24 protein-coding genes and 2 tRNA genes are annotated in these 26,330 nt (G+C 69.1%); 17 read left to right on the plus strand and 9 right to left on the minus strand.

The genetic code is table 11. The annotated features are described in order from the left end of the window. Positions 1 to 29: 29 nt before the first annotated feature. A tRNA-Gln gene (locus tag AWC24_RS15230) sits at positions 30 to 101 on the plus strand. Positions 102 to 173: 72 nt separating this feature from the next. Continuing rightward, positions 174 to 246: transfer RNA gene (locus tag AWC24_RS15235), tRNA-Glu, on the plus strand. Positions 247 to 305: 59 nt separating this feature from the next. Here the strand turns inward: AWC24_RS15235 and AWC24_RS15240 are convergent. Next, entirely contained in the window at positions 306 to 806 is a 501-nt protein-coding gene (locus tag AWC24_RS15240; protein ID WP_085086294.1) for a pyridoxamine 5'-phosphate oxidase family protein, read from the minus strand. 33 nt (positions 807 to 839) lie between these two features. After that, positions 840 to 1,541: an IclR family transcriptional regulator gene (locus AWC24_RS15245; protein WP_085086296.1), complete on the minus strand. Its 702-nt coding sequence runs from the start codon at positions 1,539 to 1,541 to the stop codon at positions 840 to 842. A 54-nt stretch (positions 1,542 to 1,595) separates the two neighbouring features. Between AWC24_RS15245 and leuC the strand changes: the two genes are divergently transcribed. From leuC to AWC24_RS15260, 3 genes are all read left to right on the plus strand, one after another. Continuing rightward, the gene (gene leuC / locus AWC24_RS15250) at positions 1,596 to 3,014 is read left to right on the plus strand and encodes a 3-isopropylmalate dehydratase large subunit (protein ID WP_085086298.1); all 1,419 of its coding nucleotides are present in this window, start codon (positions 1,596 to 1,598) and stop codon (positions 3,012 to 3,014) included. Positions 3,015 to 3,042: 28 nt separating this feature from the next. Continuing rightward, complete coding sequence (gene leuD / locus AWC24_RS15255; RefSeq protein WP_085086300.1) at positions 3,043 to 3,639, plus strand: 3-isopropylmalate dehydratase small subunit; 597 nt, start codon at positions 3,043 to 3,045, stop codon at positions 3,637 to 3,639. 188 nt (positions 3,640 to 3,827) lie between these two features. Next, positions 3,828 to 4,502, plus strand: a complete 675-nt coding sequence (locus AWC24_RS15260) for an HU family DNA-binding protein (RefSeq protein ID WP_085086302.1) — start codon at positions 3,828 to 3,830, stop codon at positions 4,500 to 4,502. A 48-nt stretch (positions 4,503 to 4,550) separates the two neighbouring features. Here the strand turns inward: AWC24_RS15260 and mutT1 are convergent, their stop codons facing one another. The 3 genes from mutT1 to cofC all read right to left on the minus strand — a co-directional run bounded on the left by mutT1 (position 4,551) and on the right by cofC (position 8,437). Beyond that, positions 4,551 to 5,483: an 8-oxo-(d)GTP phosphatase MutT1 gene (gene mutT1 / locus AWC24_RS15265; protein ID WP_085087095.1), complete on the minus strand. Its 933-nt coding sequence runs from the start codon at positions 5,481 to 5,483 to the stop codon at positions 4,551 to 4,553. A gap of 67 nt (positions 5,484 to 5,550) precedes the next feature. Beyond that, positions 5,551 to 7,761, minus strand: coding sequence for an RNA degradosome polyphosphate kinase (locus AWC24_RS15270; protein WP_085086304.1), 2,211 nt, complete (start codon positions 7,759 to 7,761; stop codon positions 5,551 to 5,553). Next, positions 7,751 to 8,437 carry a 2-phospho-L-lactate guanylyltransferase gene (gene cofC / locus AWC24_RS15275; protein WP_085086306.1) on the minus strand — a complete coding sequence of 229 codons (687 nt, stop codon included), beginning with the start codon at positions 8,435 to 8,437 and terminating at the stop codon, positions 7,751 to 7,753. The genes AWC24_RS15270 and cofC overlap by 11 nt, the downstream gene beginning before the upstream one ends. Before the next feature lie 119 nt (positions 8,438 to 8,556). Between cofC and AWC24_RS15280 the strand changes: the two genes are divergently transcribed. After that, complete coding sequence (locus AWC24_RS15280) at positions 8,557 to 9,591, plus strand: NAD(P)H-dependent glycerol-3-phosphate dehydrogenase (protein WP_272937716.1); 1,035 nt, start codon at positions 8,557 to 8,559, stop codon at positions 9,589 to 9,591. Between the two features lie 27 nt (positions 9,592 to 9,618). Continuing rightward, complete coding sequence (locus AWC24_RS15285; RefSeq protein WP_085086310.1) at positions 9,619 to 10,731, plus strand: D-alanine--D-alanine ligase family protein; 1,113 nt, start codon at positions 9,619 to 9,621, stop codon at positions 10,729 to 10,731. 94 nt (positions 10,732 to 10,825) lie between these two features. Here the strand turns inward: AWC24_RS15285 and AWC24_RS15290 are convergent, their stop codons facing one another. Then, complete coding sequence (locus AWC24_RS15290) at positions 10,826 to 11,368, minus strand: DUF3515 domain-containing protein (protein WP_407663440.1); 543 nt, start codon at positions 11,366 to 11,368, stop codon at positions 10,826 to 10,828. Positions 11,369 to 11,404: 36 nt separating this feature from the next. On the opposite strand from AWC24_RS15290, the gene AWC24_RS15295 reads away from it, so the two are divergent. Both AWC24_RS15295 and AWC24_RS15300 read left to right on the plus strand, forming a co-directional pair. After that, complete coding sequence (locus AWC24_RS15295; protein WP_109560495.1) at positions 11,405 to 12,391, plus strand: thiamine-phosphate kinase; 987 nt, start codon at positions 11,405 to 11,407, stop codon at positions 12,389 to 12,391. Between the two features lie 6 nt (positions 12,392 to 12,397). Further along, entirely contained in the window at positions 12,398 to 13,078 is a 681-nt protein-coding gene (locus AWC24_RS15300; RefSeq protein ID WP_085086313.1) for a uracil-DNA glycosylase, read from the plus strand. A gap of 33 nt (positions 13,079 to 13,111) precedes the next feature. On the opposite strand, the gene rpmB is transcribed toward AWC24_RS15300, so the two are convergent. Further along, on the minus strand, positions 13,112 to 13,303 hold the full coding sequence (gene rpmB / locus AWC24_RS15305; RefSeq protein WP_083039039.1) for a 50S ribosomal protein L28: 192 nt from the start codon (positions 13,301 to 13,303) through the stop codon (positions 13,112 to 13,114). Positions 13,304 to 13,501: 198 nt separating this feature from the next. Here rpmB and fakA point away from each other — a divergent pair, with 198 nt between their 5' ends. Genes fakA through AWC24_RS15320 form a run of 3 tightly spaced genes read left to right on the plus strand, consistent with a single transcriptional unit; the run spans position 13,502 to position 18,101 of the window. Beyond that, a complete protein-coding gene (gene fakA / locus AWC24_RS15310; RefSeq protein WP_163705313.1) occupies positions 13,502 to 15,160 on the plus strand; it encodes a fatty acid kinase ATP-binding subunit FakA in 1,659 nt (552 codons plus the stop codon). A gap of 2 nt (positions 15,161 to 15,162) precedes the next feature. After that, positions 15,163 to 17,388 carry an ATP-dependent DNA helicase RecG gene (recG, locus tag AWC24_RS15315; protein ID WP_085086317.1) on the plus strand — a complete coding sequence of 742 codons (2,226 nt, stop codon included), beginning with the start codon at positions 15,163 to 15,165 and terminating at the stop codon, positions 17,386 to 17,388. Next, the gene (locus AWC24_RS15320) at positions 17,385 to 18,101 is read left to right on the plus strand and encodes an HNH endonuclease family protein (protein WP_085086319.1); all 717 of its coding nucleotides are present in this window, start codon (positions 17,385 to 17,387) and stop codon (positions 18,099 to 18,101) included. The genes recG and AWC24_RS15320 overlap by 4 nt, the downstream gene beginning before the upstream one ends. Before the next feature lie 31 nt (positions 18,102 to 18,132). On the opposite strand, the gene AWC24_RS15325 is transcribed toward AWC24_RS15320, so the two are convergent. Together AWC24_RS15325 and AWC24_RS15330 are read right to left on the minus strand one after the other, a co-directional pair. Continuing rightward, positions 18,133 to 18,972, minus strand: coding sequence for an aldo/keto reductase (locus AWC24_RS15325; RefSeq protein ID WP_085086321.1), 840 nt, complete (start codon positions 18,970 to 18,972; stop codon positions 18,133 to 18,135). A 1-nt stretch (position 18,973) separates the two neighbouring features. Next, entirely contained in the window at positions 18,974 to 19,819 is an 846-nt protein-coding gene (locus AWC24_RS15330; protein ID WP_174813598.1) for an aldo/keto reductase, read from the minus strand. Between AWC24_RS15330 and AWC24_RS15335 the strand changes: the two genes are divergently transcribed. From AWC24_RS15335 to rsmD, 5 genes are all read left to right on the plus strand, one after another. Beyond that, positions 19,818 to 20,933, plus strand: coding sequence for an alpha/beta hydrolase (locus AWC24_RS15335; RefSeq protein ID WP_085086325.1), 1,116 nt, complete (start codon positions 19,818 to 19,820; stop codon positions 20,931 to 20,933). The two genes, AWC24_RS15330 and AWC24_RS15335, sit on opposite strands and share 2 nt — an antisense overlap. 66 nt (positions 20,934 to 20,999) lie before the next feature. Continuing rightward, positions 21,000 to 21,758, plus strand: coding sequence for a DsbA family protein (locus tag AWC24_RS15340; RefSeq protein ID WP_085086327.1), 759 nt, complete (start codon positions 21,000 to 21,002; stop codon positions 21,756 to 21,758). Continuing rightward, on the plus strand, positions 21,755 to 22,375 hold the full coding sequence (locus tag AWC24_RS15345; protein WP_085086329.1) for a vitamin K epoxide reductase family protein: 621 nt from the start codon (positions 21,755 to 21,757) through the stop codon (positions 22,373 to 22,375). Before AWC24_RS15340 ends, AWC24_RS15345 begins: the two co-directional genes overlap by 4 nt. Before the next feature lie 10 nt (positions 22,376 to 22,385). Beyond that, positions 22,386 to 25,769 carry a pyruvate carboxylase gene (locus AWC24_RS15350; RefSeq protein WP_085086331.1) on the plus strand — a complete coding sequence of 1,128 codons (3,384 nt, stop codon included), beginning with the start codon at positions 22,386 to 22,388 and terminating at the stop codon, positions 25,767 to 25,769. Continuing rightward, entirely contained in the window at positions 25,766 to 26,320 is a 555-nt protein-coding gene (gene rsmD / locus AWC24_RS15355) for a 16S rRNA (guanine(966)-N(2))-methyltransferase RsmD (RefSeq protein ID WP_085086333.1), read from the plus strand. Before AWC24_RS15350 ends, rsmD begins: the two co-directional genes overlap by 4 nt. The last annotated feature ends 10 nt before the right edge of the window (positions 26,321 to 26,330 follow it).

Consider the following 26,330-nt stretch of genomic DNA (forward strand, 5'->3'; position numbering starts at 1 on the left):
GCGGTTATGGCCAGGCCTCTAGGGGTCATTGGGGTATGGTGTAATTGGCAACACAGCTGATTCTGGTTCAGCCATTCTAGGTTCGAGTCCTGGTACCCCAGCAAAAGCGGTCCGCCACAAGCGATTAGGCGGGCCCGTGTGGGTTGGGCTATGCTGACAACCCGGAAGTTCTGGCCCCCGTCGTCTAGCGGCCTAGGACGCCGCCCTCTCACGGCGGTAGCGTGGGTTCGAATCCCATCGGGGGTACATACCGCAAGGCCCGCACCTCGCACGAGGCGCGGGCCGTTGTGGTCTTGGAGGTCGGTTCAGCCGCCCGTCGGAGCGGTGGAACCGGCCAGCGGCATCGCCGGCAGGCCCAGCTTGCGGTGGTCCCAGGACCGGGAGCGCCGTGTGACGATGCGCACAGCCACCCGGTTGTTCATCATGGCGTCGACGCCCGGCTTCATCTCGTCGGTGTAGGGGCCGGTGTAGCGCTCCCAGACGCTGACGCCCACCCGGAAGAGGATGTCGGGGTCGTCGATGATCTCCGCGACGCCCTCGAAGGACACCCCGCGCAGCGTGTCGTAGGTCTGGCCGGCCTCGAGCAGGAAGCTGACGCGCGGATCACGCCGCAGGTTGACCGCCTTCTGCGACTTGGCCTTGGTCTCCAGCCAGATCTCGCCGTCGAGCACCGCGTACCACATCGCCGTCAGGTGCGGTTGCCCGTCGGCGCCGATGGTGGCCAGCGTCCCGGTGCGGTGGGTGGTGACGAAGTCGGCGATCTCGGCGTCGGTCATGACGATCTGTGCGCGTTGCTTGGTTCCCATGCCAGCAGTCTGGCAGGTGGTCACCGAGATCCGTTATAGCCGGGCGGTGAGTGCGTCGGCGGCCGCGAGCAGGTCGGTGGCCCAGCGTGCCCCGGGGCGTCGTCCCATCCGGTCGATCGGGCCGGACACCGAGATGGCCGCCACCACCGTCCCGCGCCGGTCGCGCACCGGCGCCGAGACACTGGCCACCCCCGGTTCGCGCTCGGCGATGCTCTGCGCCCAGCCCCGCCGGCGCACCTCCGACAGGGTGCGGCCGGTGAACTTCGCCTGTGCCAGCACTTCCTGCTGCAGCGCCGGATCGGCGAATGCCAGCAGCACCTTGGCGCCGGAACCGGCCGTCATCGGCAGCCGGGCGCCGACCGGAACCGTGTCACGCAGCCCCGCAGGAGGTTCCAGCGCCGCGACGCAGACCCGGGAGGATCCCTCGCGGCGATACAGCTGCGCGCTCTCGCCGGTGATCTCCCGCAGCCGCGGCAGCACCGCCGCACCGGCCGCCCGCAGCGGATCGTCGGCGCGGGACGCCAGCTCGCTGACCGCCGGACCGATCTGCCAGCGCCCGTCGTCGTCGCGCCCGAGCAGCCGGTGGACCTCCAGGCCGGCGGCCAGCCGGTGTGCCGTCGCCCGGGGCAAGCCGGTGCGTTCACACAGTTCGGCCAGGCCACAGGGTGATTCGGCGACAGTGTGGAGCACCACCAGAGCTTTGTCCAGAACACCGATGCCGCTATGCTGTCCCATATACAGATACTAGCGTCTCAGCATATGAGACGTAGAGATTTGGGGAAGACAGTGATGTCCAAGAAGCAACAGCCTCGTACGCTGGCCGAAAAGGTCTGGGCCGACCATGTCGTGGTCTCAGGCGGCGGGACCGAGCCCGACCTGATCTACATCGACCTGCACCTCGTGCACGAGGTCACCAGCCCGCAGGCGTTCGAAGGCCTGCGCCTGGCAGGCCGTGGCGTCCGGCGCCCGGATCTGACCATCGCCACCGAGGACCACAACGTGCCGACGATCGACATCGACAAACCGATCGCCGACCCGGTATCGCGCACCCAGGTCGAGACGCTGCGGCACAACTGCGCCGAGTTCGGCATCCGGTTGCACCCGATGGGCGACATCGAGCAGGGAATCGTGCACATCATCGGACCGCAACTGGGTCTCACCCAGCCCGGCACGACCGTGGTCTGCGGCGACAGCCACACCTCCACCCACGGCGCATTCGGTGCGCTGGCGATGGGTATCGGCACCTCGGAGGTCGAACATGTGCTGGCCACCCAGACGCTGCCGCTGCGGCCGTTCAAGACGATGGCGGTCAACGTCGAGGGAGTGCTACCCGAAGGGGTGACGGCCAAGGACGTCATCCTGGCGGTGATCGCCCAGATCGGCACCGGCGGTGGCCAGGGCTACGTCATCGAGTACCGGGGCAGCGCCATCGAGGCGCTGTCGATGGAGGCCCGGATGACGATCTGCAACATGAGCATTGAGGCCGGAGCCCGGGCCGGCATGGTCGCGCCCGACGAAACCACGTACGAGTACCTGCGGGGGCGGCCGCACGCGCCGGCCGGTGCGGACTGGGATGCCGCCGTCGCCCATTGGGACGGCCTGCGCACCGATCCGGGCGCGACGTTCGACGCCGAGGTGTTCCTGGATGCGGCCACGCTGACCCCGTTCGTCACCTGGGGCACCAACCCCGGGCAGGGAGTGCCGTTGGGCGCGGCGGTGCCCGACCCGGAGACGATCGGCGACGAGGCACAGCGACGGGCCGCGGAGAAGGCGTTGGCCTACATGGACCTTCATCCGGGGACGCCGATGCGTGACATCGCGGTCGACACGGTGTTCGTCGGGTCGTGCACCAACGGGCGCATCGAGGATCTGCGCGCGGTGGCCGACGTGCTGCGCGGCCGGCGGGTCTCCGAGGGCGTGCGGATGCTCGTCGTGCCGGGATCGATGCGGGTGCGCAACCAGGCCGAAGCCGAAGGCCTCGCCGAGGTTTTCACCGCCGCGGGTGCCGAATGGCGCCAGCCCGGATGCTCGATGTGCCTGGGAATGAACCCGGATCAGCTTTCGCCGGGTCAGCGGTGCGCGTCGACCTCCAACCGCAATTTCGAGGGCAGGCAAGGCAAGGGCGGGCGGACCCACCTGGTCTCTCCGGCCGTCGCCGCCGCCACCGCCGTGCGCGGGACGTTGTCGGCGCCCGCCGACTTGAACTGACCGCCACGGTATTTAAAGGAGTTTACTCATGGAAGCCTTTCACACCCACACCGGAATCGGCGTCCCGCTGCGGCGGTCCAATGTCGACACCGACCAGATCATTCCGGCGGTCTATTTGAAGCGCATCACCAGGACGGGATTCGAGGACGGCCTGTTCGCCACCTGGCGCACCGATCCGTCGTTCATCTTGAATCTCAAGCCGTTCGACGAAGGTTCGGTGCTGGTCGCCGGGCCGGATTTCGGCACCGGATCGTCGCGGGAACACGCGGTGTGGGCGCTACTGGACTACGGGTTCCGGGTGGTGATCTCCGCACGCTTCGCCGACATCTTCCGCGGCAATGCTGGCAAGGCGGGGTTGCTGGCGGCCCAGGTGGCCCAGGACGACGTGGAACTGCTCTGGAAACTCATCGAGGCAAGCCCGGGGCTGGAAATCACTGTCAATCTTCAAGATCGGAATATCACCGCCGGAACGACGGTGGTGGCGTTCACTATTGACGACTACACCGCTTGGCGACTGACCGAAGGGCTTGACGATATAGGCCTTACGCTGCGGAAACTCGACGAGATCGCCGCGTTCGAGGCCGACCGCCCAAGTTGGAAACCGCGTACCGTTCCGGCCTCTTGACGGCACCCGCCGGAGCCTAATTCCGGTCGATCGAGCAGTCTGGCCAGCTCCCAAGGGCAGTAACCGGATTGCGGAATTCGCCGATAATCTCATCTGAAATTGCGCGTGGCTCTTGGATATCAGTGGTATCAGGGTTTACCGTGTGCTCTAGTCGGCTCAAGTAGGGCCACTGGTCTCGGAGGGATTGGATGAACAAAGCAGAGCTCATCGAGGTGCTCACAAAGGAATTGGACACCGACCGTCGGTCGGCGACCGAAGCCGTCGAGCACTTCGTCAATGCCATTGTGCGCGCCGTCCACAAGGGCGAGAGCGTCACCATCACCGGGTTCGGCGTGTTCGAGCGCCGCCGGCGCGCCGCGCGCGTGGCCCGGAATCCCCGCACGGGTGAGACGGTCAAGGTAAAGCCGACTTCGGTGCCCGCATTCCGTCCGGGCGCGCAGTTCAAGGCGATTGTTTCTGGCGCGCAGCGCGTCCCATCCGAGGGGCTCGCGGTCAAGCGCGGTGCCGGCGCCGGCACCACGGCGGCGAAGAAGGCCGCGAAGAAGTCGCCGGCCAAGAAGGCCACCAAGGCCGCCGCCAAGAAGACCGCGGCGAAGAAGGCCACCAAGGCGGCACCGGCGAAGAAGGCCGCCGCCAAGAAGGTCACTGCCAAGAAGGCGGCGACCAAGGCCCCGGCCAAGAAGGTGACCGCCAAGAAGGCGGCGACCAAGGCCCCGGCCAAGAAGGTGACCGCCAAGAAGGCGGCGACCAAGGCCCCGGCCAAGAAGGTGACCGCCAAGAAGACGGCGGCCAAGAAGACCGCGGCGCGCAAGGCCCCGGCCCGCAAAGCGACCAAGGCCACAGCACGAAAAGGCCGTAAGTAACCACGAATAGCCGAGCGCCGCGGGGTGAACCCCGCGGCGCTCGGTTGTTCACACCAGCACTTGTTTCGCCAGCGGACTGCCCATGTGGTCCGCGGCGATCAACCGCCCGCCCGACAGCGACAGCACCCAGGTACTGCCCTTGCGGTTGCGCGACTTGTCGGGGCTCACGCCGTCGCGGGCACACCACCAGGAGATCAGGTCCGGAATCACCTTGCCCTGCGTACAGATAACCGGTGTGCCGCCGAGCCGGGCGATCTCCAGCACCCTGCGGCGGGCCTTCTTCGGCGCATCGGAGTAGGCCTCTTCGGTCAGCGTCGGCTCGTTGTGCACGACCACACCGAGCTCGGCCGCCAACGGTTCGACGGTCTGATGACAGCGGACCCGGTCGGCCGCGTACACATCGGTGGCGCCGAAGGCCAGCAACAACTCGGTCAGCGCCTCGGCCTGCGCGCGGCCGTTCTTGTCCAACGGGCGCAGGGTGTCGTCGCCGGAGAACCGGGACCGGCGCCCAGCGGTGCCGTGCCGCACGATCAGCACTGTCCGGGTGTCGGCGGGAGCCTTGGCGAACCGCCGCAATATCTTCCGGTCGTAGGGGTATTTCAGTTCTTTGAGTGCATCGCCGACCGGCAACCAGACCAGATCGTCGACCTCGCGGTTGGGTACGAAGTCACCGGCGCGCGCCCGGGCGCTCCAATAGCGCACCTTTTTGATGCCGTGGGCGACCGGGTAGCTCACCGATCCCAGCTGGCGCCCCAGCTCGGCATGCCGGCCGGTCTCCTCGAGGATCTCTCGTACTGCGGTCACCGGTTCGGTCTCGCCGGGATCGACCTTGCCCTTGGGCAGTGACCAGTCGTCGTAACGGGGTCGGTGAATGAGCGCCACCTCGACGGTCTTGCGCCGCGTCCGCCACAGCACCGCCCCTGCGGCGTGGATGGTTCTGTCCGGTGGAACGGAGCCGTTCGACGAGGACTTTGTGTGCACGTTCACTCCTGCAGGTCGATTCGGGCCTCATCGACGAAGCTCGACGGCGGTTGCCGGCGGTTTCGGTTCAGGGATTGCGGTGTCGTTCCATCAGGGACACCTGGTGGTCGCGCACGGTCGCTCCGTCTCGTGGTGCCGCAGTCCACTGGCCGTCGGGCCCGAGTTCCCAGCAGCGGGTGGCGGGGTCCATCGCCGAATCGAACATGTCGCTCAGTTGCGCGCTCAATCGCGGATCCTTCACCTGCACCATCACCTCGACCCGCCGGTCCAGGTTGCGGTGCATCATGTCGGCGCTGCCGATCCAGAACTCGTTGATGGCACTGCATTCGATGACGCGCGAGTGCTCCAGGAAACGACCGAGAATCGACCGAACGACGATGTTTTCGGAGAAGCCTTCGACACCCGGCCGCAGTGCGCAGATTCCGCGCACCACCAACTCGACCTGCACACCGGCGCGCGAGGCGCGGTAGAGCGCATCGATCACCTGCTCGTCGACCAGGGAGTTGAGCTTCAACCGGATCCGTCCCTGCGCACTGCTGTCGCGGTGCGCGGCGACCTCGCGTTCGATGCGTTCGACGATCCCGGCCCGCACGCCGTGCGGAGCCACCAAAAGGTTGCGATAGGTGTCCTTGCGCGAATAACCGGTCAGCGAGTTGAACAGGTCGGTGACGTCGGCGCCGATATCGGGGTCGGCGGTCAGTAACCCGATGTCCTCGTAAAGCCGCGCGGTCTTGCTGTTGTAGTTGCCGGTGCCGATATGGCAGTACCGCCGGATCGCCGACCCCTCGCGGCGCACCACCAACGAGACCTTGCAGTGCGTCTTCAGCCCGATCAGGCCGTACACCACGTGCACCCCGGCCTGTTCCAGCTTGCGGGCCCATTTGATGTTGGCCTGCTCGTCGAACCGGGCTTTGATCTCGACCAGTGCCACGACCTGTTTTCCGGCCTCGGCGGCGTCGATCAACGCGGTGACGATCGGCGAATCACCCGAGGTGCGGTACAGCGTCTGTTTGATGGCCAGCACCCCCGGGTCGGCGGCGGCCTGTTCGACGAACCGCTGCACGCTGGTGGCGAACGAGTCGTAGGGGTGGTGCACCAAGACATCACCCTCGCGCAAGGTGGCGAAAATGCTCTTGGGGGTTTCACGTTCGGCGAATGCCGGGTGGGTCGCCGGGACGAAGGTGCGGTCCTTGAGATCCGGGCGGTCCTGCCGGTACACCTGCCACAACGACGACAGGTCCAGCAGCCCGGGCACCTCGATGACGTCGCCGGGATTCACGTCGAGCTCCCGCAGCAGCAGCTCCAACATGTTCTCGGTCATGTCGTCGGCGACCTCGAGGCGCACCGGTGACCCGAATCGGCGTCGCGCCAACTCCCTTTCCAGCGCTTGGAGCAGGTCCTCGTCGCGATCCTCTTCGACTTCGAAGTCAGCGTTGCGGGTGATGCGGAAGGCGTGATGCTCGACGATCTCCATACCGGTGAACAGCACCGGCAGGAACGCCGCGATCAACTCCTCCATCGGCAGGAAACGGATCTCACCGCGGTCTTCGCCGCCCTTGGCGCCGGCGTCGAGTTCGACGAACCGGTCGACGTTGTCGGGAACCTTCACCCGGGCGAAGTGGTTTCCACCGTCCTCGGGGCGCTTGACCGTCACCGCCAGGTTCAGACTGAGGCCGCTGACGAACGGGAACGGGTGCGCCGGGTCGACCGCCAACGGCGTCAGGACCGGGAACACCTGCTCTTGGAAGTACTCCGACAACTGCTCGCGTTCGCCCGGTTGCAGGTCGGCCCAGGTGACGATGTGGATGCCTTCGTCGGCGAGCGCCGGTCGCACCGACTCGCGGAACACCCGGGCGTGACGGGTGGCGATCTGCTGGGTCTGCTCGCCGATCCGGCGCAGTTGCTCGCGCGGCGTCAGACCGTCGGCCGAACGCACCGACAGTCCCATCTCGTCGCGGCGTTTGAGCCCGGCGACCCGGACCATGTAGAACTCGTCGAGGTTGGAGGCGAAGATCGCCAGGAACTTGGCCCGCTCCAACAACGGCAGCGAGGTGTCGGCGGCCAGCGCGAGCACCCGCGCGTTGAAGTCCAGCCAGCTCAGCTCCCGGTTCAGGTAGCGGTTCGCGGGCAGTTCGTCGGCGTCTTCGGTCAGCGGGACCGCGGTGGCGGCCGGCGGGGCGCTCGGCGTGGCGTCGTTGGGGCGCCAGTCCGTTTCGTCGGCGCGCGGTTCGGTACGTTGGCCGACCTCGATTTCATCCACTCCGAGATCATTGCTCATCGCGGGTGGCACTGCCACCGGTCTTGGCTTGTGCGAGCGCGCGCGCCGTGGCCGCACCGACCCCGAGGCGGCGCGCCACCGCCAGGTCCTCGGGCGTGTCGATGTCGCAGCGCAGGCCAGGCCAGACCCCGGTCAGCTCCAAGGCGCCGGATTGCCGGTGCCGCGTTGAGGAATCCCGGCCGAACCGCGGATTCAGCGCGGTGCCGAACGCCAACAGCGCAGCGGTGCCCATTCCGTGCCGGTCGGCCACGAAGCTGCGCGGGTGGGCGCGGGCCGCGGCGATCGCCTCGTCGAGCTCGTAGGACTGCAATGCCGGCAGATCGCCTTGCAGTGCAACGATATTGCGCACCGATTCGGCCACCGTGCGTTCCGCGGCGGCCAGCGCGTTGTTCAGCGGGTCCCGGTGCCCGTCCGGGGTCGGGTCCGCCAGCACCGCTGCCCCCAGCTCGGCCGCGGCCGCCGCGGCGGCCGCGTCGGGGGTGACCACGGTGATGTGCTGCAGGCCCTGCACCGCCGACGCCGCGGTGATGGTGTCGACCAGCATCGCCAGCACCACGGCCTCTCGCAGCGGCGCCGGAAATGCCGGCGCCAGCCTGGTCTTGGCCACGCTGAGCCGCTTGACGGCGATGATCAGGCCGATCCCGGGGTCCTCGGCCATGGCGTTCACAACCGACATCCTGCCAGCGCCGGGTTCTCGGCGATCGACGCATCGTCCCCGCGCGGGCAGTCGGCGGTGGCCCGCTCGGTCCGGCTCCACCCCGCTAGGGTGATCCCCCTATAGGGAGGTGGTGTGCGTTGGGCACCGAGGGCGCTGAGGACACTGTCGCAGTGATGGGAGCCGGGGCGTGGGGCACGGCGCTGGCCAAGGTGCTTGCCGACGCGGGCAGCCAGGTCAGGCTGTGGGCGCGCCGGTCCGACATCGCCGCCCAGATCAACGAGACCCGCCGCAACCCCGACTATCTGCCGGGCTTCACCGTGCCGGAGGCGGTCCGCGCCACCACCGACGCAGCGGAGGCGCTGGACGGCCTGACCACGGTGGTGCTCGCCGTGCCGGCGCAGACCATGCGGGCCAACCTCGAGGCGTGGGTGCCGCAGCTGACCGACGGCGCGACCCTGGTCAGCGTCGCCAAGGGCATCGAACTGGGCACCCTGATGCGGATGAGCCAGGTGGTCGCCTCGGTGACCGGAGTGGACCCCGGCCAGGTCGCAGTGGTGTCCGGCCCCAACCTGGCCGCCGAGATCGCCGCCGAGCAGCCGGCCGCGACGGTGGTCGCCTGCACCGACTCCGGCCGCGCCGTGGCGCTGCAGCGAATGCTCAACACCGGCTACTTCCGTCCCTACACCAACGCCGATGTGATCGGCACCGAGATCGGCGGCGCCTGCAAGAACGTCATCGCCCTGGCCTGCGGGATGGCGGCCGGGGTGGGGCTGGGCGAGAACACGGCGGCGGCGATCATCACCCGCGGGCTGGCCGAGATCATCCGCCTGGGTGTGGCGCTGGGCGCCAAAGGCGCCACGCTGGCCGGTCTGGCCGGGGTGGGCGATCTGGTGGCCACCTGCACGTCGCCTCGGTCACGCAACCGGTCGTTCGGCGAACGGCTCGGCCAGGGCGAGGCCATGCCGCCGTTGCCGGGGTCAACGGGCCTGGCGAGCACCACCGACGGCCACGTCGTCGAAGGCGTGACGTCGTGCCAGTCGGTGCTGGCGCTGGCGTCGAGCTACGACGTGGAGATGCCGCTGACCGAGGCCGTTCACCGGGTCTGCCACACCGGCCTGTCGGTCAATGAGGCGGTGGCGCTGCTGCTGGGACGTCGCACGAAACCGGAGTGAGTTCGGCGTTGCCGTACCCTCTGGCGTGTGAATTCCCACGCACGCACCCGGGTGGCCGTCGTGTTCGGCGGGCGCAGCAGCGAGCACGCGATCTCCTGCGTGTCCGCGGGCAGCATCCTGCGCAACCTGGATCCGCAGCGTTTCGAGGTCATCGCGGTGGGGATCACGCCGGAGGGAGTGTGGGTGCTCACCAGCGGCGACCCGGACGCCTGGGCGATCAGCGGCCGACAGCTGCCCGCGGTGAGCAAGGCATCCGGCGCCGAACTGACGTTGCCGGCTGACCCGCAGCGAAGCGGCCAGCTGGTCGCGTTGTCCGGCGGGGCGCCCACGGAGCTGCTGGCGTCGGTCGACGTGGTGTTCCCGGTGCTGCACGGCCCATACGGCGAGGACGGCACCGTGCAGGGGCTGCTGGAGCTGGCCGGGGTGCCCTATGTCGGTGCCGGGGTGCTGGCCAGCGCCGCCGGGATGGACAAGGAGTTCACCAAGAAGCTGCTGGCCGCCGAGGGGCTGCCGATCGGCCCGTACGCGGTGTTGCGGGCCGACCAGGCGACGCTGTCGATCGAGGACCGGGAGCGCCTGGGGCTGCCGTTGTTCGTCAAGCCCGCGCGCGGCGGATCGTCGATCGGGGTCAGCCGGGTGGCGTCGCACGACGAGCTTCCCGCCGCCATCGCCGAAGCCCGCCGGCACGACCCCAAGGTGATCGTCGAGGCGGCCATCGTCGGCCGCGAACTCGAGTGCGGTGTGCTCGAATTCCCCGACGGCACGGTGGCGGCCAGCACGGTGGGCGAGATCCGGGTGGCCGGGGTGCGCGATCGTGACGATTCCTTCTATGACTTCGCCACCAAATACCTCGATGACGCCGCCGAACTCGACGTGCCCGCCAAGATCGACGACGACGTCGCGGACACGGTGCGGCAGTTGGCGATTCGTGCCTTCGCTGCGCTGGATTGCCAGGGATTGGCGCGGGTGGACTTCTTTCACACCGACGCCGGTCCGGTGGTCAACGAGATCAACACCATGCCCGGGTTCACCACGATCTCGATGTACCCGCGGATGTGGGCGGCCAGCGGTGTGGATTACCCGACGCTGCTGGCGACGATGGTCGACACCGCGCTGGCCCGCGGGGTGGGGCTGCGCTAGCACCTCTTCCCGCGAGTTGGGGGCACCTCGCGCTTGCGGGGGAGCGTGTCCCCGCTCGACACGCCGCGTGCTCAAACGTTTTTGCGCACGTTGGCTAGCCGGGCGGACCCGGCCTGATCGGCACGGCGTCCACCCTGTCGGCGATCAGATCGGACAACTCCTGGATCGGCGTAGGCCCCGAGCCCCGGGGCAGCGTCAGCGCCAGATAGACCGGCCTATCCACGGCATACCAGGTGGCGCGCTCGCCTTCGCGGACCTCGAACCACTGCACCTGATCGACCACCTGGATCGGCGAACCCACCACGAAGTCGGCCGGTCGGTCCAGCCCGCATCGCAGCACCACCGACCCGTCGGCGCCGGCCGTCCACGCCGCCACGCCCTCCGGGGCCGGGTCCGCGATCTCGGCCCGGTGATAATCACCCAGCTGCTGGGGCAGCCCGTCGAGAACGGCACGGCAGGCCGCGCCGCCGGCATGCGGGGCCGGCACCGTGGCGATGCGCAGCGGCGCCTCCGGTTGGCTTTCCGGCCGGTGCGCGGCCGCGACCGCCAACGCGGCCACCACCGCGGCGACGGCGACCACCAACGCAGCGATCAGCGCAACACGCGGCGGCCCGTCGGCGTCGTCTCGGGGATCGATCAAGCCCGCCCACCTATCTGTTCGCACTTACACTCGGTGGCTGTGCGCGGTAACGAGCCCACGCTGGGTCAGCTTGGAGAGTTTCCCATGATCGACCGGCTGGTGGCCGGTCGGCGTCAGCCCGGCAGCACCGAATTGGGGCCCGGCGACGACGCGGCGGTGGTGCGCTGCCCCGACGGTCGCACCGTGATCTCCACCGACATGCTGGTGCAAGGCCGGCATTTCCGGCTCGATTGGTCCAGCCCGCACGACGTCGGCCGCAAAGCGATCGCACAGAACGCCGCCGACATCGAGGCGATGGGCGCGCGGCCCACCGCGTTCGTCGTCGGCTTCGGCGCCCCGGCGGATACCGCGGCCGCCGATGCCGCGGCGCTGGCCGACGGGATGTGGGAGGAAGCCGGGCGATTGGGTGCCGGCGTGGTCGGCGGTGATCTGGTGCAGGCCGACTCCTGGGTGGTCGCGGTGACGGTGCTCGGTGAGCTGGCCGGCCGGGCACCGGTGCTGCGCTCCGGGGCGCGACCGGGCGCGGTGGTGGCGGTGGCCGGCGGGCTGGGCCGCTCAGCGGCCGGTTATCGACTCTGGGAGCGCGGGGTGGCCGGCTCGGAGAACTTCGATGAGCTGCGTCGCCGTCACCTCGTCCCGGAGCCGCCCTATGGGCAGGGGGCGGCGGCCGCGGACGCCGGGGCGCAGGCGATGACCGACGTCTCCGACGGCCTGGTCGCCGATCTGGGACACCTGGCGTCCGCGTCGCAGGTGACGATCGAGGTGTCCACCGCCGCGCTGACGGCCGATCAACAGGCGCTGGGCGCGGCCGCCGCAGCCGTCGGCGCGGACGCCTGGACATGGGTGCTGGGCGGGGGAGAGGACCATGCGCTGGTCGCCACATTTCCCGGCGCGGTTCCGGCCGGCTGGCGGGCGATCGGGCGGGTCGCCGACGGGCCGGCCCGGGTGCTGGTCGACGGGGCGCCATGGGATGGGGATGCGGGCTGGCAGTCCTACGGTTCGCCGGGCCCGTTACGTTGAGACACCATGACCGCGCGCCCACTTGCTGAACTCGTCGAGACCGGTTGGGCCGCCGCGCTGGCGCCGGTGACCGAGCACGTCGCCGCCATGGGGCAGTTCCTGCGGGAGGAGACGGCAGCCGGGCAGCACTACCTGCCTGCCGGGCAGAACATCTTGCGGGCGTTCACGTTTCCGTTCGATGCCGTGCGGGTGCTGATCGTCGGGCAGGATCCGTATCCGACTCCCGGGCACGCGGTGGGCCTCAGCTTCTCGGTCGCCCCGGACGTGCGGCCGCTGCCGCGCAGCCTGGAGAACATCTTCACCGAATACACCGCCGACCTCGGTTATCCCCGCCCGGCCAACGGTGACCTGTCGGTATGGGCGCAACGCGGGGTGCTGCTGCTCAACAGGGTGCTCACGGTGCGGTCGGGCACCCCCGCCTCCCACCGGGGCAAGGGCTGGGAGGCGGTCACCGAGTGCGCGATCCGCGCGCTGGTGGCCCGCAGTCAGCCGATGGTGGCGATCCTGTGGGGTCGCGATGCGGGAACGCTGAAGCCGATGCTGGCCGACAACTGCGTCGCGATCGAGTCACCGCACCCGTCGCCGTTGTCGGCGTCACGGGGATTCTTCGGATCCCGGCCGTTCAGCCGCGCCAACGAACTGCTGGGACAGCTGGGAGCCGAGCCGATCGACTGGCGCCTGGAATAGCGGCGCTCGCGCAGGAAGGGGCAGGGGGCGGACTCAGCCGCGCAGGACCTTGCCGGCCTTGATGCAGGAGGTGCAGGCGTTCAGGCGCTGCTTGTTGCCGCCGGGGCGGGCAGCGTGCACGACCTGGATGTTCGGGTCCCATCGACGGCTGGTCCGACGATGCGAGTGGGACACCGACTTGCCGAAGCCCGGTCCCTTTCCGCAGATATCGCACACCGCAGCCATATGTGACACTCCTCAAAACGTCTGCTTGAGGGCCAACAACCTCAGAGCGGGTGGCCCGACAACCTGATCAGGATACCCGCCGGGCCGGGCAACCACCAAAACGCCCCGGCACGGCTCGCGACGCGGCGTGAGCTGTGGTGTCGCCCGCAATGATTAGGCTTGCAGCCACCGGTGGTGGCGGCAGGAAGGTGCGTGGCGGTGGGCAACCCGGATCGGCGGCTGGATGCGGCCACCTTGCGGGACTGGGCGCACACCGCGGTCGGCGATCTGATCACCCACACCGACGAGATCAACCAGCTCAACGTCTTCCCGGTCGCCGATTCCGACACCGGCACGAACATGCTGTTCACCATGCGTTCGGCCCTGGCCGAGGCCAACACCGAGGCCGCCTCCGGGGAGGTGGCCCGGGTCGCCGCCGCGCTGTCGTCGGGGGCGCTGCACGGGGCCCGCGGCAACTCCGGGGTGATCCTGTCGCAGATCCTGCGCGGCCTGGCCGATGTGACCGCCGCCGAAGAGGGCACCGCCGACCCCACCGTCGTTGATGCCGCGCTGCTCGGCGCCGGCCTGCGGCACGGCGTCGGGCTGGTGATCACCTCGATGGGCGGTCGCGAGGTGCCGGGAACCATCGTCTCGGTGCTGCAGGCGGCGGCCGCGGCCGTCGAGCAGTGCGCCGCCCGGGGGGCCGGGCTGGCGGTGGCGGTCAGCGCCGCCACCGATGCCGCCGCCGAGGCGCTGGACAAGACCACCGAACAACTCGACGTGCTGGCGCAGGCCGGTGTCGTCGACGCCGGCGGCCGCGGACTGCTGGTGTTGCTCGATGCGCTGCGGTCGACGATCACCGGACAGGCGCCCGTCCGGCCGGTTTACCAGCCGTCGCCACGGCCGCGGGCCGCCGAAGCCGTCACCGAGCAACCCGCACCGCAGTTCGAGGTGATGTACCTGCTCGGCGAATGCGCGCCCGAAGACACCGAAGCGCTGCGCGAACGGCTCACCCAGCTCGGCGAATCGGTGGCGATCGCGACGTCGGGGGTGGTCGGCGGCTATTCGGTGCACGTCCACACCGACGACGCCGGTGCCGCCGTGGAGGCGGGCCTGGCGTTCGGCCGGCCGCGGCGCATCCAGATCTCGGCGCTGGCCGGCGCCACCGGCCTGCCGCCGGGCAGCTGGGCCCGTGAGCGCGCGGTACTGGCCGTGGTCGACGGCGAGGGCGCGCAGGAGTTGTTCCACGGCGAGGGAGCCTGCGTGCTGCGGCCCGACGCCCACAGCGCCGACCCGACGATGATGGTCACCGCCCAGCAGCTGCTGCGGGCGGTGGTCGACACCGGTGCCGCCCAGGTGATGCTGCTGCCCAACGGCTATGTCGCCGCCGAGGAATTGGTGGCCGGGTGCACCGCGGCCATCGGCTGGGGTATCGACGTGGTCCCGGTTCCGACCGGGTCGATGGTGCAGGGGCTGTCCGCGCTGGCCGTCCACGATCCGGGCCGGCCGGTCGTCGACGACGGGTACACCATGGCCCGGGTGGCCGGCACCACCCGGCACGGCTCGGTGCGCGTCGCCACCGAGCAGGCGCTGACCTGGGCCGGCACCTGCCGCCCCGGCGACGGGCTCGGCATCGCCGGCGACGAGGTGTTGATCGTGGCCGGTGACGTGGGCGCTGCCGCGATCGGCCTGATCGACCTGCTGCTGGCCGCCGGTGGTGAACTGGTCACGGTGCTGATCGGGGCTGAGCACGACGGCTTGCCGGGCAATGTCGTCGACGTGCTGGCCGAGCACGTGCACGATCGGCACCCGGGCATCGAATTGGCGGCCTACGTCACCGGGCACCGGGGCGACGCGCTGCTGATCGGGGTCGAGTAGCGATGGTCACGCTGGCTGACCGGCTGGATTTCATCGTCGGCTCCGATGCCGCGGGAAAGCTCGACGATGCGTTCGGCATCCGTACCGTCGGTGACCTGCTGCGGCACTATCCGCGCAGCTACGTCGAAGGCACCGGGGTCCGCGGCGCGGCGGACAGCCGCCCCGAAGAAGGCGACCACATCACCGTCGTCGACACCATCTCCTCCGCGGTGCTCAAAGACATGCAGCGCCGCAAGGGCAAATTCCTCGCCGTCACCGTCGGTAGTGGCCGCAACAAGGTCAGTGCGACCTTCTTCAACCCCAAAGGCCTGCGTTGGCGGCTGACGCCCGGCACCCGGGTGATGCTGTCCGGCGAGGTCAAGCTGTACCGGGGCGCGATCCAGCTCACCCATCCGGACTTTTTGGTACTCAAAGAAGCCGACGGCGAAGCGCAGGACCGCAACTTCGGCAGCAGTTCGCTGCGCAACATCGCCGACGCATCGCAGAAGGTCAGCGGGCAGATCGACCAGTCGGACTTCGAACGCAGCTGCTACCCGATCTATCCGGCCACCGCGAAACTGCAGAGCTGGGACATCTTCGCCTGTGTCCGGCAGGTTCTCGCGGTGCTCGATCCGGTGCCCGACCCGTTGCCGGCCGCGGTGCGCACCGAACGTGGTCTGCTCAGCGAAGACGACGCGTTGCGGGGGATCCATCTGTCGGAGAAGGCAGCCGAACGGGACCGTGCCCGCGACCGGTTGGCCGTCGACGAAGCCTTCGGTCTGCAATGGGCGCTGGCGATGCGCCGGCACAGTGAACTGTCCGAATCCGGCTTGCCCGCGCCGCGCCGTGCGAACGGGTTGGTCGCAGAACTGCTGCGGCGGTTGCCGTTCGAGCTGACGGCCGGGCAGCGTGATGTGCTCGACGTGTTGAAGGCCGAGCTGGGCGCGTCGCGCCCGATGAACCGGCTGCTGCAGGGCGAAGTCGGTTCGGGAAAAACGGTCGTGGCGCTGCTGGCGATGCTGCAGCTGGTTGATGCCGGCTATCAATGCGCGTTGTTGGCCCCCACCGAAGTGCTTGCCGCCCAACATGTTCGGTCGATCCAAGACATGCTCGGGCCGCTGGCGCTCGCCGGTCAGCTGGGCGGGTCGGACAATGCCACCGCGGTGGCGCTGCTCACCGGTTCGATGCCGGCGGCCGCCAAGAAGCAGGCTCGCGCCCAGATCGCCGACGGTCGGGCTGGCATCGTGGTCGGAACCCATGCCTTGCTGGTCGACGCGGTCGAGTTCGCCAACCTGGGCATGGTGGTCGTCGACGAGCAGCACCGGTTCGGCGTCGAACAGCGAGACCGGTTGCGCGCCAAAGCCCCCGACGGCATCACCCCGCACCTGCTGGTGATGACCGCGACGCCTATTCCGCGCACCGTCGCGCTCACCGTCTACGGTGACCTGGAGACCTCCACGTTGCGTGAGCTACCGCGCGGCCGCCAGCCGATCGTCAGCTCGGTGATCTTCGAAAAGGAGAAACCGGCCTGGCTGGAGCGGGCCTGGCAGCGCATCCGCGAAGAGGTCGCCGCCGGCCGACAGGCCTATGTGGTGGCGCCCCGCATCGATGAGTCCGACGACACCAGGTCCGGCGGGGCCGAGGAGAACGGCCGAACCTCGGCCACCGCGGTCGGCCTGTTCGATCAGCTGCGGGCCGGACCGCTGTCGGGGTTGCGGCTGGGCTTGATGCACGGACGGCTCAGCGGCGACGAGAAGGACGCGGTGATGAGCGCGTTCCGTTCCGGGGAGGTGGATGTGCTGGTGTGCACCACCGTGATCGAGGTCGGCGTCGACGTGCCCAACGCCACCGTCATGCTGATCGCCGATGCCGACTGGTTCGGCATCAGCCAGCTGCACCAGTTGCGTGGCCGGATCGGCCGCGGCCAGCACGCCAGCCTCTGCCTGTTCGTGACCTCGAGCAGCCCGAAATCCAAATCCGGAAAACGTTTGGAGGCCGTTGCCGGGACACTGGACGGGTTCGCGCTGGCCGACCTGGACCTGACCGAGCGCGGCGAGGGAGATGTGCTGGGCCGCAACCAGTCCGGTTGGAGCGGCGGCCTGAAACTGCTTTCGCTGGCCGATCACGGTGAGCTGATCGAAGCCGCCCGCGACTTCTGCGTGCAGGCCTGGGCCGCCGACCCGTCCGATCCCGGCTTGGCACTGCTGGCCGAGCCTTTCACCGACATCGAATATCTGGACAAGGCATGAACCCGAGCCGCAAGACCCTGCTGTGGCTGGCCGCGGCGGCGCTGCTGGCCGTCGTCGTAGCCGTTCAGACCGTGTCCGCAGCGAACCACGACAGCCGTGCCATCGCCGCGCAGGCCGGCATGCCCACCGTGGCGCCCGGCGCCGACGTGCTGGCGGGGATCACGGTGGTGCCGGCGCGCACCCACCGCTACGACTACCGCCGCGCACTGTTCGGCGACGCCTGGAACGACGACAACGACGCGCCCGGTGGGCGCAACGGCTGCGACACCCGCAACGACATCCTCAACCGCGACCTGGTCGACATCACCCACGTGTCGACGAAACGCTGCGCGGCCGCCGTCGCCACCGGCATCCTGCACGACCCCTACACCAACGCCGCGGTCGCCTTCAGCCGCGGCGCCAAGATCGGTGAGGCGGTGCAGATCGACCACATCGTGCCGCTGGCCTACGCCTGGGACATGGGCGCCTCGGCATGGCCGTACCGGCAGCGGCTGCGGTTCGCCAACGACCCGGCCAACCTGCTGGCGGTCGCCGGGCAGGCCAACCAGGACAAGGGCGACGCCGGTCCGGGGCAATGGATGCCGCCGAACAAATCGTTCGCCTGCCAGTACGCGGTCGCCTACATCGCCGTGCTGCGGGGCTACGCCCTGCGTCTCGACCAGCCGTCGGCCGACGCGCTGCGCGAAGCCGCTGCGACGTGCCCGGCCGGGTAGGGCTGCGACACCGCTCGCCGGCAGGGCAGACTCAGGTACCGGTGTAGGTGAGCGGGTCTTCGCGGAAGCGGGTGCCGTCGTCGAGCCCGTTGAGGCTGGCCATGTGTTCGTCGGCCAGCTCGAAACCGAACACGTCGAGGTTGGCCGCGATGCGTTCGGGCTGGGACGACCGCGGAATGACCACGTTGCCCAGCTGCAGGTTCCACCGGATCAGCACCTGAGCCGGGGTCTTGGAGTACTCGCCGGCGATCGCGGTCACCGCCGGGTGGTCGAGCAACCGGGCCACACCCAGCGGGCTGTAGGCCTGCGTGATGATGCCGCGCTCGGCGTGCACGGCCCGCAACTCGGCCTGGTTGAGCAGCGGATGCAGCTCGATCTGGTTGACCGAGGGGGTCTCGAACGCCAGGTCGATCACGTCCTCGAGGTGGTTCGCGGTGAAGTTGCACACCCCGATGGACCGGGCCAGTCCCAGTTCCCTGGTCTGGATGAGGCCGCCGAAGCTGTCGACGTACATGCCCAACGAGGGAGCCGGCCAGTGGACCAGGTACAGATCCACATAGTCCATTCCGAGCCGCTCCAGGCTGGCCTTGCAGGCTTCGATGGCGGCGGTCAGTCCCTGGTCGGCGTTGGCCAGCTTGGTGGTGACGAACACCTCCTCGCGCGGGATCCCTGAGGCGGCGATCGCCCGGCCCACCGCGGCCTCGTTGCCGTACACCTTGGCGGTGTCGATCAGCCGGCAGCCCGACTCGAGCGCGGCGGCGACCGCGCGCTCAGTCTCGGCGTCGGACAATTCGGCCACCCCGAGGCCCAGCGTCGGCATGGAATGGCCGTCGTTGAGCGCGACGGTGGGGATCGCAGTTCCCGGCGTCATCTCACCTACCTGTGTAATCGAACGTGCGCGGATCGGGTCCCAGTCGGGCGCGGTCGTCGAGCGAGGATATCGCGGCCATCTCGGCCGCGCCGAGTTCGAAGTCGAAGACTTCGAAGTTGCTGATGATGCGCTCAGGGTTCACCGATTTCGGAATCACGATATTACCGAGCTGAAGATGCCACCGGATGAGCACCTGCGCCGGAGTCTTACCGCAACGCTGCGCAACCTCGGTGACCACCGGGTGCGCCAGCAGCGAGCCGCGCCCCAACGGCGCCCACGCCTCGGTGGCGATACCCAGGCGGGCGTGCACTTCACGCAATTCGGGCTGGCTGAATCGCGGATGCAGCTCGACCTGGTTGACCACCGGCACGATGCCGGTCCCGTCGATGAGCAACTCGAGGTGCTCGCGTTCGAAGTTGCTCACCCCGATCGAGCGGATCCGGCCCTGATCGCGTAGATGGGCCAGCGCCCGGAAGGTGTCGACGAATTTGCCACGTGCCGGAAGCGGCCAATGGATCAGGTAGAGATCCAGGACGTCCAGACCGAGCCGGTCCATGCTCTTCTCGAACGCGGCCAGCGTCGAATCGTATCCCTGGTCGGCGTTCCACACCTTGGTGACGAGATACACCTCGTCGCGAACCAGCCCCGACGCCGCGACCGCACGGCCGACCTCGCGCTCGTTGCCGTAGAGCGCCGCGGTGTCGATGTGGCGGTACCCGGCCGCAAGTGCGGTGCTCACCGACTGTTCGGTCTCGGCGGGCGAAATCTGGTAAACCCCGAAACCGAGGCGGGGGATCGAATTACCGTCGTTGAGCGTGACCGAGCGCAAGTTACGTCGAACAGTCATGCCAGGAAGTCTGCCATCCGGGGCCGGCCCGGGGGCGGCGGCGCGGTGGGCCGAACAGCTACAGAGCACCGTCTTCAACGTCGGCATGAAGGTGACGCCGATGCTGCCCATCGGGCTGCAGCGGCTGATGACCGGCGGACGGTCGGTGACCATCGACGGCAACACCTTGGACCCGACGTTGCGGCTGGCGTTGGCCGGGCAGCGCGCGCTGGGCATCAACGGCATCATCGTCGACGACGACGCGGCCGCCTCCCGGGCCCAGTTGCGGGAGCTGACCGCGGGGCTCGGCGGGGCCGACATCCACGGCTGCGAGGTCCGTGACATCGTGCTGCCGGGCCCGGCCGGGGAGATCGCCGCCCGGCACTACCGCCCGGTCGGTGGGCCGGACGGCACCGCCCACCCGCTGCTGGTCTTCTATCACGGCGGTGGATTCGTGGTGGGGGACTTGGACACCCACGACGCCGTGTGCAGGCTGACCTGCCGCGACGCCGATGTCGCGGTGCTGTCGATCGATTACCGGCTGGCCCCCGAACATCCGGCGCCGGCCGCCCTCGACGATGCCTACGCGGCGTTCCGGTGGGCCTGCGAGCATGCCCACGAACTGGGTGGTATCCCGGGGCGGATCGCGGTCGGCGGCGACAGCGCCGGCGGCAACCTGGCCGCCGGGGTGGCGTTGCTGGCCCGCGACGACTCCGGCCCGGCGCCGATCCTGCAGTGGCTGATCTACCCGGTGACCGACTGCGTGGCCGTGACCCGCTCACGCACCCTCTACGGCGACGGTTACCTGCTCACCAAGCACGACATCGACTGGTTCACCGCCCAGTACGTGGGCCGCTCGCAGCTGGAGCCGACCGACCCGCGGGTGTCACCGCTGCTGGCCGGCGACCTGTCCGGGTTACCGCCCGCGCTGATCACGGTGGCCGGCTTCGACCCGCTGCACGACGAAGGCGAACAGTTCGCCGCCGCCCTGCGCGACGCCGGGGTCGTGGTCGATCTGCGGCGGATGCGGTCGTTGACGCACGGATTCATCAACCTGTTCGGCCTGGGCGGCGGCAGCGCCACCGCGACCGACGCGTTGATCTCGGCGCTGCGCGCCCACCTCAGCCGCAGCTGAGCCGCCGAGCCCACGCCGGTACGCTGAACCGCAAACCCGACCACCGAACACGAGGATCAACCGACTGTGGCCAGCAAACCCAAACGCCCCGGCGCCTCCGGCCTGAAGGCCGGCGATCACAAACGCAACCTCGCCCTGCAGATCGGGCTCATCGCCATCGTGGTGGTGTTCGCGGTGGGACTGATCGGCTACATCGTGATGTCCAACAGTCACAAGAAGGGCGCCGGGGCCGGTGAGGCGGTCCGGGTGACCTCGAGCAAGCTGGTCACCAAGGACGACAGCGACGAGCCCAAGGCCGTGCTGACGTTCTACGAGGACTTCCTCTGCCCGGCCTGCGGCAACCTCGAACGGGTGCTCGGCCCGACGGTGTCCCGGCTGATCGACAGCGGGGCGATCGCGGCCGACTACCACATGGTCGCGATTCTGGACCGGTCGCAGAATGACAATTACTCATCGCGGGCAGGGGCGGCGGCCTACTGCGTCGCCGACGAGAACATCGACGCGTTCCGCCGGTTCCACAACGCGCTCTTCACCGCCGAACTGCAGCCGTCCGAGATCGGCACGGAGTTCCCCGACGACAAGCGGCTGATCGAGCTGGCCCGCCAGGCCGGCGCCGCCGGCAGCGTTCCGGCCTGCATCAACAGCGGCAAGTACCTCAAGATGGTGGGCGGCCTGGCCCAGGCCGCCGGCATCCACGCCACCCCGACGCTGCGCATCAACGGTGAGGACTACCGCCCGTCGACACCGGAGGCCCTGGTCGCCAAGATCCGGGAGATCGTCGGCGATCTGCCGGGTATGGACGTGCCGCCGGCCCAGGAGTCGTGAGCATCGCCACTTCGACGGTCGAAGCACCCGCGCCGCCGGCGTCGGGGGTGCAACCGGCGCCATCAACGGCCTGGGTGACGCTGATCGCCGGGGCCATCGGGTTGCTGGCGTCGGTCACGTTGACGGTGGAGAAGATCCGGCTGCTCACCGATGCGGCATATGTGCCCTCGTGCAATCTCAACCCGGTGTTGTCCTGCGGCCCGGTGATGGCCACCCCGCAGGCTTCGGTGCTGGGCTTCCCGAACCCGCTGATGGGCATCGTGGCGTTCACCGTCGTGGTGGTCACCGGGGTGCTGGCGGTGGCGAAAGTGCCGCTGCCGCGCTGGTATTGGACCGCACTGGCGGTCGGGACCCTGGCCGGGGCCGGCTTCGTGCACTGGCTGATCTTCCAGAGCCTGTATCGGATCGGCGCGCTGTGCCCCTATTGCATGGTGGTCTGGGCGGCCACGATGCTGCTGTTGGTGGCCTTCGCGGCCTTGGCATCGCAGCCCGGCCGAATACACAAAAGTTTGCAACTTTTGCAGCAGTGGCGGTGGACGCTGATTGCATTATGGTTTATCGGGTTATTCCTGTTGGTATTCATCAGATTTCAGGACTACTGGTTGACGTTGGTTTAAGGGGTGCGGTGTGATCTCCAAAGTGCTGGTCGCCAACCGCGGAGAGATCGCGATCCGCGCGTTTCGCGCCGCCTATGAGCTCGGGATCGACACAGTGGCGGTCTATGCCTACGAAGACCGCAATTCGGTGCACCGCCTCAAAGCCGACGAGTCGTACCAGATCGGCGAGCCGGGTCATCCGGTGCGCGGCTACCTGTCGGTGGAGGCCATCGTCGACACCGCCAAGCGCTGCGGCGCCGATGCGGTCTACCCGGGCTATGGCTTCCTTTCGGAGAACCCGCAGTTGGCGCAGGCCTGCGAAGACGCCGGCATCGCGTTCGTCGGGCCCAGCGCAGCCGTGCTGGCGCTGGCCGGCAACAAGTCGCATGCAGTGGCCGCAGCGCGTGAGGCCGGCCTGCCGGTGCTGGCGTCATCGGAGCCGTCACGCTCGGTCGACGAGTTGGTGTCGGCGGCAGCCGACATGGCGTTTCCGCTGTTCGTCAAGGCGGTCGCCGGCGGGGGCGGTCGCGGGATGCGCCGGGTCGCCGACCTCGACGGGCTGGCCGAGGCGGTCGAGGCGGCCAGCCGGGAAGCCGAATCGGCGTTCGGGGATGCCACGGTGTACCTCGAGCAGGCGGTGATCAACCCACGCCACATCGAGGTGCAGATCCTGGCCGACACCCACGGCAACATCGTGCACCTGTTTGAGCGGGACTGCAGCGTGCAGCGTCGCCACCAGAAGGTCGTCGAGTTGGCGCCGGCGCCGAACCTGGATCCGGTATTGCGGGACAAGATCTGCGCCGACGCGGTCGCTTTCGCGCGCCACATCGGCTACAGCTGCGCGGGCACGGTGGAGTTCCTGCTCGACGAGCGCGGCCACTATGTGTTCATCGAGATGAATCCGCGAATCCAGGTGGAGCACACGGTCACCGAGGAGATCACCGACGTGGATCTGGTCTCGGCTCAGCTGCGGGTTGCCGCCGGGGAATCCCTGCAGGACCTGGGGCTGCGCCAAGACGCCATCGTTTCGCACGGCGCGGCGCTGCAGTGCCGGATCACCACCGAGGACCCGGCGAACGGATTCCGGCCCGACACCGGGCGAATCACCGCCTACCGCAGCCCGGGCGGCGCCGGCATCCGACTGGACGGTGGCACCCACCTGGGCGCGGAGATCAGCCCGCATTTCGATTCGATGCTGGTCAAACTGACCTGCCGGGGCCGGGACTTTCCCACCGCGGTGAACCGGGCACGCCGGGCGATCGCCGAGTTCCGTATCCGGGGGGTCTCGACGAACATCCCGTTCCTGCAGGCCGTGCTCGACGACCCGGATTTCCGGGCCGGCCACATCACCACGTCGTTCATCGACGAGCGCCCGCAACTGCTGACCTCACACGCATCAGCTGACCGCGGCACCAAGATCCTGACCTATCTGGCCGACGTCACCGTCAATCAGCCTCACGGTGGGCGACCCTCGGCGGTCTACCCGCGCGACAAGCTGCCCGACATCGACCTGTCGAGCACACCGCCGCCGGGCTCCAAGCAGCGGCTGATGAAACTCGGGCCGGAGGGGTTCGCGCGCTGGTTGCGGGAATCGCCGGCCGTTGCCGTCACCGAGACGACGTTCCGGGATGCCCACCAGTCGCTGCTGGCCACCCGATTGCGCACCAAAGGTCTGCTCAACGTGGCTCCCTACATCGCCCGGACCACCCCGCAACTGCTGTCGATGGAGTGCTGGGGCGGGGCGACCTACGATGTGGCGCTGCGCTTTTTGAAAGAGGACCCCTGGGAGCGGCTGGCGGTGCTGCGCGAGACGCTGCCCAACATCTGCCTGCAGATGCTCCTTCGGGGCCGCAACACCGTGGGCTACACGCCGTACCCGGAGCTGGTCACCTCGGCGTTCGTGGCCGAGGCGACCGCAACCGGCATTGACATCTTCCGGATCTTCGATGCGCTCAACAACGTCGACTCGATGCGCCCGGCGATCGACGCGGTCCGCGAAACCGGCAACGCGGTAGCCGAAGTCGCCATGTGCTACACCGGTGACCTGACCAATCCGGCCGAGAACCTCTACACCCTGGACTATTACCTCAAGCTCGCCGAGCAGATCGTCGACGCCGGCGCGCACGTGCTGGCCATCAAGGACATGGCCGGGCTGCTGCGGCCGGCGGCGGCCACCACGTTGGTCGGTGCGCTGCGAAGCCGCTTCGACCTGCCGATCCACGTGCACACCCACGACACCCCGGGTGGGCAGTTGGCCGCCTACGAGGCGGCCTGGCACGCCGGCGCCGACGCCGTCGACGGGGCGGCCGCACCGCTGGCCGGCACCACCAGCCAGCCTGCGCTCAGCTCGATCGTGGCTGCGGCGGCCCACACCGACTACGACACCGGCCTGTCGCTGGCCGCGGTGTGCGACCTGGAACCGTATTGGGAAGGCGTGCGAAAGGTCTACGCGCCGTTTGAATCCGGATTGGCAGGACCGACCGGTCGGGTGTACCGGCATGAGATTCCCGGCGGCCAGCTGTCCAACCTGCACCAGCAGGCCAAAGCGCTGGGGCTGGCCGACCGGTTCGAGGAGATCGAAGCCAACTACGCCGGGGCCGACGCCGTGCTGGGCCGGCTGATCAAGGTCACCCCGAGCTCGAAGGTGGTCGGAGACCTGGCGCTGGCCTTGGTCGGTGCCGGCATCACCGCCGAGGAGTTCGCGGCCGACCCGGCGAAAGTGGACATCCCCGACTCGGTGATCGGCTTCCTGCGCGGGGAACTCGGCGAGCCGGCCGGCGGCTGGCCGGAACCCTTGCGCACCAAGGCATTGGACGGTCGAGGGCAGGCGCGCGAGGTGCAGCAGTTGTCCGCCGACGACGAGGCGGTCTTGGCGCTGACCGGCCCGAAGCGCCAAGCCACGCTGAACCGGCTGCTGTTCCCGGGCCCCACCAAGGAATTCGAGGAGCACCGCGACCTCTACGGCGACACCTCGCAACTGTCGGCCAACCAGTTCTTCTACGGACTGCGCCAAGGCGAGGAGCACCGGGTCCGCCTCGAGCGCGGCGTGGAACTGCTGATCGGCCTGGAAGCCATCTCCGAGCCCGACGAACGCGGCATGCGGACCGTGATGTGCATCATCAACGGCCAACTGCGGCCGGTCGAGGTGCGTGACCGCAGTGTGGCCAGCGAGGCGCCGGTGGCCGAGAAGGCCGACCGCTCCAAGCCCGGCCACGTCGCTGCGCCGTTCGCCGGAGTCGTCACCATCGGGGTGGCCGAGGGCGAACAGGTCAGCGCGGGACAGACCGTGGCCACCATCGAGGCGATGAAGATGGAGGCCGCCATCACCGCCCCGGCCGACGGCACCGTGGAGCGGGTGGCGGTCGCCGAGACCGCACAGGTCGAAGGTGGTGACCTGCTGGTGGTGCTGAGCTGACCCGCATCGTCGGTGGCGTCGCGGGCGGGCGACGCATTGCCGTGCCACCGCGCGGCACCAGGCCGACCACCGACCGGGTGCGGGAGGCACTGTTCAACGTGCTCGATGCCCGGCTGGACCTGGACGGGACGGCGGTGCTGGACCTCTACGCCGGCTCGGGGGCGCTGGGATTGGAGGCGCTGTCGCGGGGGGCGGCCAGCGCGCTGTTCGTCGAATCGGACCGCCGCGCCGCCGACGTGCTGGCCGGCAACATCGCCGCGCTGGGATTGCCCGGCGCCACGCTGCGCCGCGGCACGGTGACCGCGGTGCTGACCGGTGGTATTGACGCCCCGGTGGATCTGGTGCTGGCCGACCCGCCCTATGAGGTTTCCGCCGCCGACATCGATGCGCTTCCGGGGCTGCTGGTCGCCGGCGGCTGGGCCGGTCCGGGCACCGTCGTGGTGATCGAACGCGCCGCATCGAGCCCGCCGGTGGCGTGGCCGGACGGATGGGATGCGTGGCCGGATCGCCGTTACGGCGACACCCGGTTGGAGCTGGCCGAGTTGGCCTGACCCGTGCTGC

Origin of the sequence: Mycolicibacter senuensis, assembly GCF_002101885.1 — a bacterium.
In the GTDB taxonomy this organism is placed as follows: domain Bacteria; phylum Actinomycetota; class Actinomycetes; order Mycobacteriales; family Mycobacteriaceae; genus Mycobacterium; species Mycobacterium senuense.

What these genes read in the sequence shown, in the direction of transcription:
- AWC24_RS15240 (WP_085086294.1), bottom strand. Translation starts at nt 806, where the DNA reads ATGGGAACCAAGCAACGCGCACAGATCGTCATGACCGACGCCGAGATC.
- AWC24_RS15245 (WP_085086296.1), bottom strand. Translation starts at nt 1,541, where the DNA reads ATGGGACAGCATAGCGGCATCGGTGTTCTGGACAAAGCTCTGGTGGTG.
- leuC (WP_085086298.1), top strand. Translation starts at nt 1,596, where the DNA reads ATGTCCAAGAAGCAACAGCCTCGTACGCTGGCCGAAAAGGTCTGGGCC.
- leuD (WP_085086300.1), top strand. Translation starts at nt 3,043, where the DNA reads ATGGAAGCCTTTCACACCCACACCGGAATCGGCGTCCCGCTGCGGCGG.
- AWC24_RS15260 (WP_085086302.1), top strand. Translation starts at nt 3,828, where the DNA reads ATGAACAAAGCAGAGCTCATCGAGGTGCTCACAAAGGAATTGGACACC.
- AWC24_RS15270 (WP_085086304.1), bottom strand. Translation starts at nt 7,761, where the DNA reads ATGAGCAATGATCTCGGAGTGGATGAAATCGAGGTCGGCCAACGTACC.
- cofC (WP_085086306.1), bottom strand. Translation starts at nt 8,437, where the DNA reads ATGTCGGTTGTGAACGCCATGGCCGAGGACCCCGGGATCGGCCTGATC.
- AWC24_RS15300 (WP_085086313.1), top strand. Translation starts at nt 12,398, where the DNA reads ATGACCGCGCGCCCACTTGCTGAACTCGTCGAGACCGGTTGGGCCGCC.
- rpmB (WP_083039039.1), bottom strand. Translation starts at nt 13,303, where the DNA reads ATGGCTGCGGTGTGCGATATCTGCGGAAAGGGACCGGGCTTCGGCAAG.
- recG (WP_085086317.1), top strand. Translation starts at nt 15,163, where the DNA reads ATGGTCACGCTGGCTGACCGGCTGGATTTCATCGTCGGCTCCGATGCC.
- AWC24_RS15320 (WP_085086319.1), top strand. Translation starts at nt 17,385, where the DNA reads ATGAACCCGAGCCGCAAGACCCTGCTGTGGCTGGCCGCGGCGGCGCTG.
- AWC24_RS15325 (WP_085086321.1), bottom strand. Translation starts at nt 18,972, where the DNA reads ATGACGCCGGGAACTGCGATCCCCACCGTCGCGCTCAACGACGGCCAT.
- AWC24_RS15335 (WP_085086325.1), top strand. Translation starts at nt 19,818, where the DNA reads ATGCCAGGAAGTCTGCCATCCGGGGCCGGCCCGGGGGCGGCGGCGCGG.
- AWC24_RS15330 (WP_174813598.1), bottom strand. Translation starts at nt 19,819, where the DNA reads ATGACTGTTCGACGTAACTTGCGCTCGGTCACGCTCAACGACGGTAAT.